The sequence below is a fragment of the Brachybacterium horti genome (assembly GCF_054777615.1).
Genome location: NZ_BAAHAM010000006.1, coordinates 19,745 through 31,476, shown reverse-complemented (window position 1 = coordinate 31,476; position 11,732 = coordinate 19,745). Strand labels below are relative to the sequence as shown.

16 protein-coding genes are annotated in these 11,732 nt (G+C 66.5%); 4 read left to right on the top strand and 12 right to left on the bottom strand.

Going from position 1 to position 11,732, the window contains the following annotated elements:
* Positions 1-329 precede the first annotated feature (329 nt).
* From ACYVAP_RS16370 to ACYVAP_RS16360, 3 genes are all read left to right on the top strand, one after another.
* Positions 330-977 carry a hypothetical protein gene (locus ACYVAP_RS16370; protein ID WP_498861549.1) on the top strand — a complete coding sequence of 216 codons (648 nt, stop codon included), beginning with the start codon at positions 330-332 and terminating at the stop codon, positions 975-977.
* A gap of 324 nt (positions 978-1,301) precedes the next feature.
* Positions 1,302-1,712, top strand: a complete 411-nt coding sequence (locus ACYVAP_RS16365; RefSeq protein ID WP_498861548.1) for a hypothetical protein — start codon at positions 1,302-1,304, stop codon at positions 1,710-1,712.
* A 142-nt stretch (positions 1,713-1,854) separates the two neighbouring features.
* The gene (locus ACYVAP_RS16360) at positions 1,855-2,691 is read left to right on the top strand and encodes a DUF4062 domain-containing protein (protein ID WP_498861547.1); all 837 of its coding nucleotides are present in this window, start codon (positions 1,855-1,857) and stop codon (positions 2,689-2,691) included.
* A gap of 277 nt (positions 2,692-2,968) precedes the next feature.
* Here the strand turns inward: ACYVAP_RS16360 and ACYVAP_RS16355 are convergent, their stop codons facing one another.
* Positions 2,969-3,430, bottom strand: a complete 462-nt coding sequence (locus ACYVAP_RS16355) for a helix-turn-helix domain-containing protein (protein WP_498861546.1) — start codon at positions 3,428-3,430, stop codon at positions 2,969-2,971.
* A gap of 589 nt (positions 3,431-4,019) precedes the next feature.
* Between ACYVAP_RS16355 and ACYVAP_RS16350 the strand changes: the two genes are divergently transcribed.
* Positions 4,020-4,547 (top strand): hypothetical protein, encoded by a 528-nt coding sequence (locus tag ACYVAP_RS16350; RefSeq protein WP_498861545.1) that lies wholly within the window; start codon positions 4,020-4,022, stop codon positions 4,545-4,547.
* 44 nt (positions 4,548-4,591) lie between these two features.
* On the opposite strand, the gene ACYVAP_RS16345 is transcribed toward ACYVAP_RS16350, so the two are convergent.
* The 11 genes from ACYVAP_RS16345 to ACYVAP_RS16295 all read right to left on the bottom strand — a co-directional run bounded on the left by ACYVAP_RS16345 (position 4,592) and on the right by ACYVAP_RS16295 (position 11,632).
* Positions 4,592-5,053, bottom strand: a complete 462-nt coding sequence (locus ACYVAP_RS16345) for a hypothetical protein (protein WP_498861544.1) — start codon at positions 5,051-5,053, stop codon at positions 4,592-4,594.
* A 274-nt stretch (positions 5,054-5,327) separates the two neighbouring features.
* Entirely contained in the window at positions 5,328-5,705 is a 378-nt protein-coding gene (locus ACYVAP_RS16340; RefSeq protein WP_053916521.1) for a ParB family protein, read from the bottom strand.
* Between the two features lie 4 nt (positions 5,706-5,709).
* Entirely contained in the window at positions 5,710-6,510 is an 801-nt protein-coding gene (locus ACYVAP_RS16335; RefSeq protein ID WP_498861543.1) for a ParA family protein, read from the bottom strand.
* A 66-nt stretch (positions 6,511-6,576) separates the two neighbouring features.
* The gene (locus ACYVAP_RS16330; protein WP_498861542.1) at positions 6,577-6,945 is read right to left on the bottom strand and encodes a single stranded DNA-binding domain-containing protein; all 369 of its coding nucleotides are present in this window, start codon (positions 6,943-6,945) and stop codon (positions 6,577-6,579) included.
* Between the two features lie 195 nt (positions 6,946-7,140).
* Positions 7,141-7,452 (bottom strand): hypothetical protein, encoded by a 312-nt coding sequence (locus ACYVAP_RS16325; RefSeq protein WP_498861541.1) that lies wholly within the window; start codon positions 7,450-7,452, stop codon positions 7,141-7,143.
* A 40-nt stretch (positions 7,453-7,492) separates the two neighbouring features.
* A complete protein-coding gene (locus ACYVAP_RS16320) occupies positions 7,493-7,804 on the bottom strand; it encodes a hypothetical protein (RefSeq protein ID WP_498861540.1) in 312 nt (103 codons plus the stop codon).
* 72 nt (positions 7,805-7,876) lie between these two features.
* Positions 7,877-8,308: an LPD25 domain-containing protein gene (locus ACYVAP_RS16315; protein ID WP_498861539.1), complete on the bottom strand. Its 432-nt coding sequence runs from the start codon at positions 8,306-8,308 to the stop codon at positions 7,877-7,879.
* 35 nt (positions 8,309-8,343) lie between these two features.
* Positions 8,344-8,583 (bottom strand): thioredoxin domain-containing protein, encoded by a 240-nt coding sequence (gene nrdH, locus ACYVAP_RS16310; protein ID WP_498861538.1) that lies wholly within the window; start codon positions 8,581-8,583, stop codon positions 8,344-8,346.
* 435 nt (positions 8,584-9,018) lie between these two features.
* The gene (locus ACYVAP_RS16305; protein WP_498861537.1) at positions 9,019-9,237 is read right to left on the bottom strand and encodes a hypothetical protein; all 219 of its coding nucleotides are present in this window, start codon (positions 9,235-9,237) and stop codon (positions 9,019-9,021) included.
* Between the two features lie 38 nt (positions 9,238-9,275).
* The gene (locus ACYVAP_RS16300; protein WP_498861536.1) at positions 9,276-11,135 is read right to left on the bottom strand and encodes a hypothetical protein; all 1,860 of its coding nucleotides are present in this window, start codon (positions 11,133-11,135) and stop codon (positions 9,276-9,278) included.
* 248 nt (positions 11,136-11,383) lie between these two features.
* Positions 11,384-11,632, bottom strand: coding sequence for a hypothetical protein (locus tag ACYVAP_RS16295; RefSeq protein WP_498861535.1), 249 nt, complete (start codon positions 11,630-11,632; stop codon positions 11,384-11,386).
* Positions 11,633-11,732 lie beyond the last annotated feature (100 nt).

Genomic DNA, 11,732 nt, shown 5'->3' with positions numbered 1-11,732 from the left:
CTGCCCCGGGGCCCGATGTGTTCCATTCATGTCTTAGACCCTAGCCGATACATGTGCCAAAACACGGGAACTGACCTTGTGGAACAGCGGATACGTCTCGGCGACAGGTGTCGCGTTTGGGTATACCTAAAAGCGACAGCGCGAGGATCGAAGCCTGCTGGACGTTGAGGTGGGTTGCGTGCTGGGATTTAGCGTGGCGATGACGATTCTGAACACGCCGTAACCCCCCCGCACGAGCACGACGTGCCACTGCGAACCGCTTACGCGCCGACTTTTCGTCAAGTAGGGCACCATGGTCGCGAGTGCACGCAAGCCGGAGAGGCACCTTGATGCTGACTAGACGTGAGCGCGAACGCGCCGAAGCGAACCGGGCCTCCTTGGAGCTGTTACGACAGAGCGTGGCCCCACACCTACGTGCGGCTGGCTTCCGCAAGGCGAGCATCAACACGTGGCGGCTCGATTGCTCGGAGATCGCCGTGCGCTTCCAGCTCGAGTTGGGTTCAAGATCCATGGGCCCCTGGGCGGCCGTAGACGGCGACCTGCAAGCCGTAGTGGCTGCGTCACCGACTCCCGCAAAACCGTTCCACGAGTGCATCTTCGATAGCCAACTGGAACTCGCACACCGCGCGGCGCTCTATCAGGTCGCATCAGAGGCGGACAGAGCCGACTTCCTCGACGACTTCCTCGAGCACTCGTTGCCGTGGCTGCTGAAGTACGAGACGTTCGACGGGATATGGCGTGCCCTGCTTCACGCTGAACTGCCCGGGGCGATGATCCCTGTTCGCCCTGCTCGTCCGAAGGTGTACGCCCAGCAGGCACTCGAGGTGGCCTTTTACCACCGGCTCGATCCCGCCCTTACCGAGGAGGCCATCGCATACTGCTGGGATCGTGGCTTCCACTTCGACGAGACGAAGTTCGACGGCGCCATGTCAGAGATCGTGAACCGTCTACCGCTCAGCAGGAGTCAGCGTAATTGACCTGAGCCAGCATCGCTTCGTCCGTCGGCCGGCGGTGGGGCAGGCCCCCTCAAGTACGGGACTGTCGCTCTGACCGCAGCGCGTCCCACACGCGATACACCGCGAAGTATGTACCGAACTGGGGCACCCCAGCACGTCAGTTACCGGGCAGTCGCTTACGGTTGCCAATAGGGTCCAGATCGGCACTTCTGCGACACATCCGTCGCACCGGGTATACCCAAATGTGACGGTCGGTTAGTGCACAGCTTGAGCGGCGATGGGTTAGCCGGTGGGATACTCCCGTCACGGGCACACCCGTCCGCTCACCACTACCAGGAGGTGTCCGTGTCGGTCGCTATCGCTTCCCTCGTCGTAGCAGTTATCGCCGCAGGCGTGGCCATCTGGCAGGGCGTGTCGTCGCATCGACAGCTCGACCTTGCGCGTCGCACCGAGGGCGAGACGAGACGCGCTCTCGAGGAGATCCGCGATCTCTCGCGCGACAACAGGGCAACGGCAACGGAGATCAAGGGCGCCATCGATGAACGGATCACCAAGATCCTGGACCTCCGACTTGAGGCTGAGCGCCAAGAGCTGGAATCTCAGCGTCAGGAGGAGGAGGCGAAGCGCGCGAGCACGGCCAAGGGTGCCGAGATGGCAGATAGGTTTTTCGGCTGGCTCGGCAAGGGGGTTGACGAGCAGATGAAGAAGATGGACGCCGAGCAGGAGGCGAGTAAGCGGCGCGAAGACGAAGGCTAAGGTAACGATCGGTCGGTCGAGTGAGGCAGGAACACGACCACTTGGCGGGCACAGGCTCCGGTTCCCGGACGGCATTAGCCAGATTCGATGTCACCTATCGGGGCGGCGTTCCCACCGGCTCGTAACCCGGCTACAGTGAGGCATGCAGCGCGCCACAGTTATCAACGTAATGATCGCCTCACCCTCCGACATCTCCGAGGCTCGTCAAGCTGTCTACGACTCGCTTGCGGCCTGGAACGACTCCAACACTCTCCATCGCAACGTGATTCTCTTGCCCCGCCGATGGGAGACGAGCGCGGTACCAAAAATGGGCTATGATGCCCAGGAAGTCATTAACCAACAGCTCGTCGACGATGCCGATATCGTTATTGCGATCTTTGGCTCCAGGCTGGGCCGTGAAACGGCGCGCGAACTGTCTGGAACGGCTGAAGAGATGAAGAGGGCCCACGCGGCAGGAAAGCCGGTCCATACCTACTTTTCCTCTGCACCCATCCCTCACGACGTCAATGTCGAAGAGCTTGGAAAACTGAGAGATTTTAAGTCCAAGCTGGAGGGCTTATATGCCGAATTCGTCAACACGACTGAACTTAATAGCTTGATATGGGCGGCCATCGAGCATGATGTGGCGCAGATCAAGGAGACTGAGGGGTCGGGGGCTCCTTCGCGCGGCGGGGTCGACTTTCTTGTGCAGCCTGGCTATGAGCGACTACCCAAGACTGACAGTAGAGGCCGCCTAAAGTACGAAACGAAGCGATGGGTCGAGATAACCAACAGAGGAGAGGCCGATGCAGAAGGTGTCATGGTAAAAGCCGTAGAGGGTGGCAACTTTTGGCTACACTGGCCTGGCCCTACAACCGTCCAGCACGGCCAGACGCGCCAGGTTAACGTTCAGTACAGTGCGGCCACCTCCCGGGCAGCCATAAGTGTTACATGGATCGAGAACGGCCAAGAGCATTCGCGAGAGTTCGACATCAAGTAAACCGAGGGGTGCGTTAAGCCATACCGTGACGTCAACAATGAGCCTGCGCAGCTCCCGGCGGTCGGGGGTCGCGCGTAGGGTGGCTCGCCCACGGTGACGGGAGGAGGCGAGCCGGGAGATCGCGGAGGCGCTGGTCATGGGCATGGGACTGGTGGCGGCGGTGCTGAACCTCGGGGCTGCGGTACTGCGTCTGGCAGAGACGCTGGCGGCGCGTCCGAGGCGGCCGGTCGGGCAGCGGGCCGGTCGGCATCGGCGGTGAGCACGGGAGGGGTCGACCTCAAGGGGTCGACCCCTCCTCGCGTGCGATGAGCTCCGCGGTGTCCTCGCAGCAGCGCTGAATGTACGCCTCGAGCTCGGCGTGCTCGACGCGCCACTGTCCGCGGCCGCCGACCTGGATCGCGCGCAGCTCCCCCGAGCGCACGAGTGCGTAGGCCTGGGAGCGGCTGATGGACAGGATGGCCTGCACGCCCTCCAGAGGAATTAAGCGTGGATGGGTGGTGGGTTGGTCGTCGAGGCGGGGGCCGATGGGCTCGTCGGTGGTGCGAGCGTGGGCCATCTCGATCACTCGACGTTCGTACTCCTGGGCGTCGATCGCTCCCGTGGTCTCGTCCAAGAGGTTCTTCACGTCCTCGTAGTTGATCTCCCACCCCTCGTGCCAGGACGCGGCGAACACCTGCACAATTGCCCGGTACTGCACCGGGGTCAGCGACTCGAACAGCTCCGACCACCGGTCCCTCAAGGTCCATCCTCGTCTGTTGCTCGCTAATGGCGTCCCTCCTGCGGCGGGGGGGCATCGGCCTGGGTCCAGGTTCCAGAAACCTCCCGCGAGGCGTTTCGGTCCAGGTCGTTTCGGGTCAAGGTTCTGGGATCGTTGGGCTGCGGGGATGTCGGGCTGGCTGGGCGTCCCCGAAATCTTGATTACTGGGACGCCCTCCGGCCCCGAAGGCGTGCAGCATCGCGAAGAAAATTGATACCTGACACCTCATCCGCCTAGCGGCTCACACACTTGCCCACTGCCGACACCCGGCCCGAATCGCCACCCATCGCCACACCGGCCACCGGCCATCGGAGCGACCCAGCCCACGAAATCCGCCGCATCGTGTGCACCGGCAGCGATCTGAGCGCCGACCACTAGGTTTGCCGGCTCAACGCGCACCCCGCCGCAGACGGCCGCTGCTACGCAGCTGCAAGTTGAGCCACTGGACTTTGGTGGACGCTCACCGAGGGTTCGCCCGGAGGTTGACGCGAGACGAAGAGCGTGCCATCCTCGCGACTGCGGTTGTGATCCACATCACGGTTGCATTATCAACGAGATAGGTGGGACGACGATGAAACTTCGAACGGTATTTGCGCTCAGTGCACTGATGGCGGCCATTATGGCCCCACAGGCAGCTTTTGCTGAGCCAGGCGAACAGCCTACAGAGACGCTAGTGGTCGGGGGGACCACATACACAGCCGAAAATGGTCTGGAAATCGTCGAAACCTCGAAAGTTGTCTCGGGAGGCGGCGGAACAATCGGCGAGACATTCTCTGAAAGGGCGCCGGGGACAATAACCCCAATGGCAACCTGGGGAACAAGCTACGCATACTCCGTCGAAGCCGGTAGCCAAGTGTTCTACAAAGGGTACGCCAAGGCATCTGGAAACGTTTACGAGGGGAAGCGAATTGCCAAGGTGTGCATGTGGTACACCCAGGGGAGCAGAACCTCTAAGCAGGTTTGCGCGGCGGCCAAGTACTCGGGTGGCTCCTGGCAGGCAAGCCCCGAGGCCCAGACATCATTCCGGGACACGCTCGTGTCGAATGCACCCAAGACTGTGTTCCACTACCAGACATACCGAGTGCCAATCAAGGGCTAGACTGGACACCCTCGAAGCGCGAGAGGCCTGACCTTATTCAAAGGTCAGGCCTCTCGGACTCGAACAAGTAGTGCTCCCGAAACACTCCACACTACTCCGAAAAGTGCCATGGCGATTGCCCCCCATGTTGCTCCAGGCGTGGTGAATCCAAGGTCCCACATCACATATAGAGCGCCAATCGACAGAACCGTGAACGCGGCGGCAAAACTGACCGAGGCGTACACGTAGCCCGACTCGACCACAGATGCCGCACTATCTCGATTACGAATCCTATCGAGTGCCGCGGCGGCAATCATCAGCTCGAGAAGCAGCAGCTGAACCCAACCCCATACCAGGGCAGTGGAATACCACGGAGCAAGCTCCGGAAAAGCCCTAAGCGTACTTTCCGCTATTTCCGGAAGTGCCCACACTTGAATGCCGATAAGGACGGCAACGGCTACGCCTGCTGCGGCCAGCGTCCACCCCTTGGCGCTAACTCTCATAGTGAACTTCTCATCAATTGACATTGCCACTTCCAAATCTGTGATTGTGCGTAAATCGGTTGGGTTTGGACTGTTCGGTTGTCGGGAGAGCACGATTCAGCACAGTCCGCGATGGGTCCTCTTACTGGGTGGGGCTCCAAGTGAAGTCAGCGTGGGCGTTGTCGTGGTGGTCCTGCGCAGCGTCCACGGCATGCGCGAGACTCATCCGCTCGCGGGGCGTGAGCGCGACGGCCGCGGTTCTGACGGTGCGGGCGAGATGGGCGATGTCGAGAGGGTCTGAGGTCGTGCTAATAGCCTCTCACTCCCCCATCGGTCGGCCGCGCGGGATGCTGCCGGCCTCGAGGTCGGGGAACGGCTTGCCGCTGTTGTACTTCTTCTCGCGGCGCTCCACCTCGGCCATGACGGCCTTGTGGATGAAGTCGGAGAGGCTGCGGTCCCCCTCCTCGCGGTCGGTGTGGCGGAAGGCTCCGCGCATCCGGGCGGTGTCGTCCTGGGGCTGGTAGAACGTGACCTTTGGCGGGTACTTCTTCCCGGTCGGGGCTGCCGCCGGGGCGAAGGTCCGCTCCGCGCGCGCCGGGGCCGGCGCCGGGGACTGTTCCGGGGCTGGCGTGGGCGGGTTGACGGGGCTGCCCCCGGCGAAGGGGCTGGTCTTGCGGGGCTTGTTGGTGGTGGCCATGGGGTCATGCCTCCTGGGTGATGGTGTGCAGATGGGCGGTGTAGAGGGCTGCGAGCTCGTCGCGCTGTGCGCGGGGCATGGCGGTCCATTCGTCGATGCCGGCGCCGGCGGCCATCGCGGCGGCGATGCCGGCGCGGTATGGGATCGGGGGGTCCAGCAGTGGGAAGTCCATGGCCTCCGAGGCGCCGCGTAGTTCCTCGAGCCAGGTGCGGGCCTCACGCTCGCGCGGGCGGTAGCGGTTGACGATGACGCCCGTCAGGCGCAGGGAGGGCCGGTAGTGCTGGCGGACGAGACCGATAGTCTCGATGAGCTGCACGAGTCCGTGCGAGGCGAAGCGGTCGGCCTCGGTGACGGCTGCGGCGATGTCGGCGGCGGCCAGGGCGTTGATGGTGAGCTGATCGAGGCTCGGGGCACAGTCGATGAGCACGAGGTCCCACGCCTCGCCGGCGGCGGCGAGGGCGTCGCGGAGGCGCCCCTCGCGGCCGATAGCAGTCTGGATCAGTTCATCGCGGACGAGTCCGAGGCTGCCGCCGCCGACGGTCGGTAGGACCTCGAGGCCGGGCCAGACGCCCGGAACGATCACGTCGGCCACGGTCGTGTCCGTGCGGGAGCTGAGGACGTCTGCGAGGCCGGCGGCGTCCTGGGGTAGCTCTTCTGCGGCTAGGGCGGTTGTGGCGTTGCCCTGGGGGTCGGCGTCGACCACGAGCACCCGACGCCCTTGGCGCACGGCGGCGCGGGCGAGCTGCGCGGTAGTGGCGGTCTTCCCGACGCCGCCCTTCTGGTTGCACATGGCGATGGTCTTCACTGGTGGCGACCTTTCGGTGGTGGAGGGTGGGGAGGGGCTGGCGGTTCGGCCCCTCCCCTACTGCGGTCACTCGCTGGGCTGCTGCTTCTTGCCGGGCACGTGGACGTCCTGGCCGCGGAAGCTGACGCCGATCTGGTCGGCCTGCACGTTGTGCTGCAACCGGGTGGTGCCGTCCTTGGCGGTGTACTCGGTGACGTAGTAGCGGCCGGCGAAGATCACGCGCACGTTGCCGTCGCGCTCGGCGGTGGCCACCAGGCGCTCGGCGTCACGGCCGCTGACGGCGACGTCGTAGGCGATGGCCGGGCCGTCGACGTAGTCGTCGCCCTTCTTGGTGCTGTCGGTGACGATCACGCGGGCGTAGGTGTAGGAGCCGCGCTCCCCCTGCTGGAGCTTGGGGGCGGCGGCGAGGTTTCCGGTACGGACGATGTAGCTCATTGGGAGCCTCCTTCGTTTCGTTGCATCCATTGTTGTCAATAGAGTTACTAGCGTCAATAGGTCTGGCTAGTTCATGCCCTCCTCGGTCTCGGCGATATGGGAAGCGTTAGGTGAGCGCAGTGCATGCAGCAGCTCGCGGGGGGCGGCCTGCCAGGCGCGCACGGTGGCTTCGGGCCAGCCGGCGGCGATCGCGAGCTACGCCTCGTCGCCTCTCTGCCACTGCGGGTCACCCGAAAGCGCGATGGCGAGCTGGCGACGGGCTAGCTCCATGCCGGCACAGATGATGCCTGCGGGGTCCTGGTGTACGTAGTGGTCGCGGGAGCCGTCGTAGCCGCCTCGCGCGAAGATGTGACCGCATCCGGGACAGCTCTCCCCCGGTAGCAGCTCGCCGCGCTCGTAGCGGGCCTGGCACCCCTTAAGGGAATCGTCTGCGGCGCGGGCGGCCACGTCTTGTCGCTCGAGTTCATCGAAGATGGAGAGCTGTTTCATGGTGGCCTCCTCGGTCATGGCCCCATTGTCTCTAATAGAGTTATTGGGGTCAAGAAGGTTAGTCGATTCGGTAGGCAATCGCGGGGTGTCGGCGGCCGGCGGCGCCGGTCCCGCAGCCATCGCAAGTGGTGGTACTGCATGGCGTCGGGGTGGCGGTGGTGACCTCGGTGGCGTAGGGGTAGCCCCACTGATCCTCCATCCACATGGAGGCCTCGTCCGTGGCGGGGTCGCCGGTGTCGGCGCTGGTGTGGCCGGCCACGGCGAGGGCGCACTGTTCGCACAGGGAGAGCACGAAGACGTCGGGAGTGTCGGCAGGCAGCTCGTAGCGTTCCATCGAAGGACTGACGTAGGTGGCGACGGCGCGGGTCATGACGACTCCTTAGCTGGCAATAGAGTTATTAGGGGAGGGGCCGGCGATGGTTTCGCCGGCCCCTCGGGGTGGTCAGGCGAGGTAGTAGCGGCGACCGAGGCGCTGCGCCTCGATGCAGCGCACGATGTGCTCGGCGTCGCGCTGCATCTGGTCGAACTGCTCCTTGGTGTGGCCGCGGCCGCGGAGCACACGGGGAGCGTGCTCGGCATAGCCGGCGACGTGCTCGGCCAGGGTGGCGGTGTCGCACCCGAGGTCGTAGCGGCCCTGCCAGGTGCTGGGCTCGTCTTCGCCGTCACGGGTGAACGTGATCAGGAAGCCGGTCTTGTGGTAGCCGCCCCGGCCGCCCCGCTCGATCAGCTCGCGCACGTGCTCGGCCTCGAGGAGGGCGGCGCCGTAGCCGAGGGGGAGAGCGCGACCCTTCGTGCGGTCAAGGTGCGTGGCCTCGCTCCACTCGATCGTGAGGGTGGCGGTGGCATCGACGGTGCGGGTGGTGGTGCTCGACACGATAGCTCCTAAGCTGGTAATAGAGTTATTGGGGGTCAGGCGGCGGGGGTCAGGGTCTTGATGCGGTCGGGGCGGAAGCCGGACCAGTGATCCTCGTTGGCGATGACGACGGGCGCCTGCATGTACCCCAGGGCCTTGATCTTGGCCAGTGCCACCGCGTCCTCGGTGACGTCGACGACGATGTAGGCAATGCCGGCCTTGGTCAGAGCCCGCTTGGTCGCGTCGCACTGCACGCACAGGGGCTTCGAGTAGACGGTGACGGTGGCGGCGTTCATGGTCTCGCTCCTCTCGGTACTGCTTCCTGATGTGCCCTCAGTCTATAATGCTGGCATTACCAGCGCAACCCTAATGCCGGTATTACTTCGGTGTAGTTCGTGCAGGTCATCCGGCGGACGGCAGGCCAGGCTGCGCCCTCCTACTCCTTGTGTCCTCAGCTCCTTCGACGTGCCCATGCAGCCGCCGGCGCCGATGCGCTCACCCGCCCCACACCCTCAATCCGCTGTCCTTGGAGAACATTTTCTTTTCGCTGTAGCTCCTTGGTCTGGACCACAGGTCCGGGACCGGGCTGGGATCGGCGGCTGATCCTCGCGGGTCGGGGACGCCCTTGTCGGGTACAGCTGTCATCGCGCCCTCTCCTGGCTTTCGAGGGCAAGGGTGCGGAGCACCCGCGGCAGCCCCACGTGCCCCACGATCACGCGGAGGGGAGGGGGTCACGCTCGCCCGCCGTAGTCGTTCATGACCTCGATGTGGCCGAAGCATCCGAGAGTCCGCACGCGGTCGCATCGTCGGCATCGCCAGGCGGGGTGCCCGCCGCCGGCCGCGCCGGTGCAGCGGCAGAACTCCCAGCCGCGCATCGCCGCCGTCTCCCCGCACGTGCAGGGGCCGGGGTCGGGAAGGGTCCAGCCGGCGGCGGTCTTGATCATGTCCATGGATCGAGTGTGCTCGCCGGGGCTGACGGAGGCCGCGCTCAGGCTGCGCGCTGGGCTACTGGTGTGGGCTGCTCGGTCGGTCGGTGGTCCTCGAGGCGGATGGCGCGGGCGGCGCGGTAGTCGGCGCGGCCGTCGGCGCGTCGGGGGTGTGCGCCGTAGCTCGTGGTCTCGGGGCTGGGGATGATGGCGAGCTGTCCGTGGCCGGCGCGGCGCTGGGCGGGGGTGCGGCGAGGTGCGCGCATCCATGCCTGCTCTGCCTGCCACCAGGTCCAGAGGTCGCGCTCGAGGGCGTAGGTGCGGGCGCGCTGCTCGAGGCGGCCGCTGGTGCCGTGTCGGGTCGCGGCTGCTGCTCGCGCATCGCGGGAGGGTCGTCGCCAGCCGTCGGGGCCGGCGAGGAGCACGCCGTCTTCGGCAAGGCGCTCGAGGGCACGGAGGGTGCGGGGCAGGGAAGCTCCGGTGAGGTGGGCGAGGTCTGCGGGGCTCTGGGGGTCTTGGCTGGTGCGGGCGTAGAGGTTCCCTGCGTGGTGGCCGTGGGCTCCGGGGGTGAAGGCGTCGTGTGCGGCGTCCGTGAGGCGGGCGCGGAGGGTAGCGAGCAGGGTGGTCCGGTCGGCGGCGCCGGTGCGGGGCGGGGCGGCGCGCGGGTCCGCTTGTGACCGACTCTCGGTCGGGGAGTTGTGGAGGACGCTCGGGGAAGCGATCGTCCAGCGCGCGGCGCGCACTCCCTCGGCGGGGGAGTGTTGGGTGATCCATCCGTCCTGTGCGAGGCGCAGGAGGCCCGTGCGCGCGGTTTCGCGGCCGATGCCGGCCAGGAGTCCTAGGCGGCGGATATCGGCCTCCACAGAGGCCGTGAGGCCCTGCAGGGCGAGCATGCAGAGGGTGTCGAGGACTCGGCGGTCGGTGGGGCCGGCGGGAGTGGTCCAGCGGCCGGCGGCGGTGTCGGCGCGCTGCTGGACCTGGCGCACGTGCGCGGCGATCGCACCGGCGCGCGGGTCGAAGGTCGGGTCGTCCTCGCCCTCGGCGTGGCGGGGGCTCGCGGCGATGTGCTGGACGGCCTTGTCCCACTGCCGGCGGAGGATCGCGGCGCTGTCGGCCGGGGTGCGGGGGAGGCGGCGGCCGCGGTCGCGGCTACTGCGCACGTGGGCCATGCCGGGGCGGTCGATGAGGGCGGCGACGTCCTCGTAGCGCCATCTGGCGGCCGCGGCGCCAATGAGAACGCGCCACAGCACGGCGGAGGCGTCGCCCATGGCGGCGTCCTCGTCGAGCGCGTCCGCGCTGGCGCGGGGGAGGGGTCGGCGGGGGCCGGGGAGGTAGCGGTGGCGGTGGGCGTCCACGGGCAGGGGACGGCGGGCGTCGGGCACGTGTGCCGGCTCGGCGGTCTCGATGCGCTGGGCGACGTCCTCGAGAACGGCGCGGACCTGAGCGGCCGTGCCGGTGGGACGGATGAGCGCGGCGACGCTGCCGGCGATCACCTCGGAGGCCCCGCCGGCACGGTGCGGGGCACCCGGGGGGCGCACGCATCCCGCGGCGGCGTTGGTGAGGGGGGAGAGGTCGAGGGTGGGGCACAGATGCTTGGTGAGCCGGGCGAGCGTGGCGACGGTCTCGGCGTCGACGGGCTCGGCCAGGGCGGCCCAGACGTGGCGGCCGCCGCCGGGGCCGGACGCGCACACCACGGGCTCGAGGCCGGCGCTGGCGAGGAGCCCGGCGGTTACCTCGGCGTCACGGGCCGCGGCCGCGGCCGCGCCCTCGGTCTTGGCGTCATGGTCGAAGCAGAGGAAGTGGAAGCGCCGGTCGGGGCCGGTGAGGTTGATGGCCCACGGGGTCTCGGGAGGAGTGGGGCCGACGCGCTGCGTGCTCGAGTACTGGTTCAGGGTCTCGCCGTAGGCGTCGACGCTGGCCACGCGCACGGTAGGGCGCGGGCTAATGGTCTGGGTGAGGAGCCACGGGTCCGGCTGCTGAGGGGTCGCGGGCGTGTGCGCAGACACGCCGGGCTCACCGCACTTGCTTGCGGCGAAGCGACCCCCGTATCCTGGGGGCAACAACTTACGGAACCTCCTCTCAAAGGTTCGCCCTCGGGGCTAGCGTCAACTAGCTGCCGAAGACTCTTGAATCGCCCTCGACCTGCGCTAACAGGTCGGGGGCGAAGTCTTTATGCGGACTTCTTCGTGTGCTCCTCGAACGTCATCCGCGGCTGGTCGGCACCGAGCTCGTATGCGTCGGGGTCGATCTCCGAGGAGTACTTGACCACCAGATCAGAGACGATCTGTCCCATGGGCCGCCCGGTCAGCTGGGAGAGGCGATCGATCTTGTCGGCCACCTCCACCGGGATGCGCGTCGCGATCTGACGGCGCTCTCCGAGGGAGGGCCGCCCCTGAGGGCGCTTTCGCGGGCTGGTCATGCGAGCCACACTACAGAGTTTGGCAGAAATGCGCACTGATGTGAGGCGGCGTGTCGGGGTTCATCGGCTTTCGCCGAGCGCGAGGCCATGGGCGATTGTG

Excerpts from the sequence above, each read along its gene's own strand:
- ACYVAP_RS16370 (WP_498861549.1), top strand. The coding sequence starts at position 330 with ATGCTGACTAGACGTGAGCGCGAACGCGCCGAAGCGAACCGGGCCTCC.
- ACYVAP_RS16360 (WP_498861547.1), top strand. The coding sequence starts at position 1,855 with ATGCAGCGCGCCACAGTTATCAACGTAATGATCGCCTCACCCTCCGAC.
- ACYVAP_RS16350 (WP_498861545.1), top strand. The coding sequence starts at position 4,020 with ATGAAACTTCGAACGGTATTTGCGCTCAGTGCACTGATGGCGGCCATT.
- ACYVAP_RS16345 (WP_498861544.1), bottom strand. The coding sequence starts at position 5,053 with ATGTCAATTGATGAGAAGTTCACTATGAGAGTTAGCGCCAAGGGGTGG.
- ACYVAP_RS16340 (WP_053916521.1), bottom strand. The coding sequence starts at position 5,705 with ATGGCCACCACCAACAAGCCCCGCAAGACCAGCCCCTTCGCCGGGGGC.
- ACYVAP_RS16330 (WP_498861542.1), bottom strand. The coding sequence starts at position 6,945 with ATGAGCTACATCGTCCGTACCGGAAACCTCGCCGCCGCCCCCAAGCTC.
- ACYVAP_RS16325 (WP_498861541.1), bottom strand. The coding sequence starts at position 7,452 with ATGACCGAGGAGGCCACCATGAAACAGCTCTCCATCTTCGATGAACTC.
- ACYVAP_RS16320 (WP_498861540.1), bottom strand. The coding sequence starts at position 7,804 with ATGACCCGCGCCGTCGCCACCTACGTCAGTCCTTCGATGGAACGCTAC.
- nrdH (WP_498861538.1), bottom strand. The coding sequence starts at position 8,583 with ATGAACGCCGCCACCGTCACCGTCTACTCGAAGCCCCTGTGCGTGCAG.
- ACYVAP_RS16305 (WP_498861537.1), bottom strand. The coding sequence starts at position 9,237 with ATGGACATGATCAAGACCGCCGCCGGCTGGACCCTTCCCGACCCCGGC.
- ACYVAP_RS16295 (WP_498861535.1), bottom strand. The coding sequence starts at position 11,632 with ATGACCAGCCCGCGAAAGCGCCCTCAGGGGCGGCCCTCCCTCGGAGAG.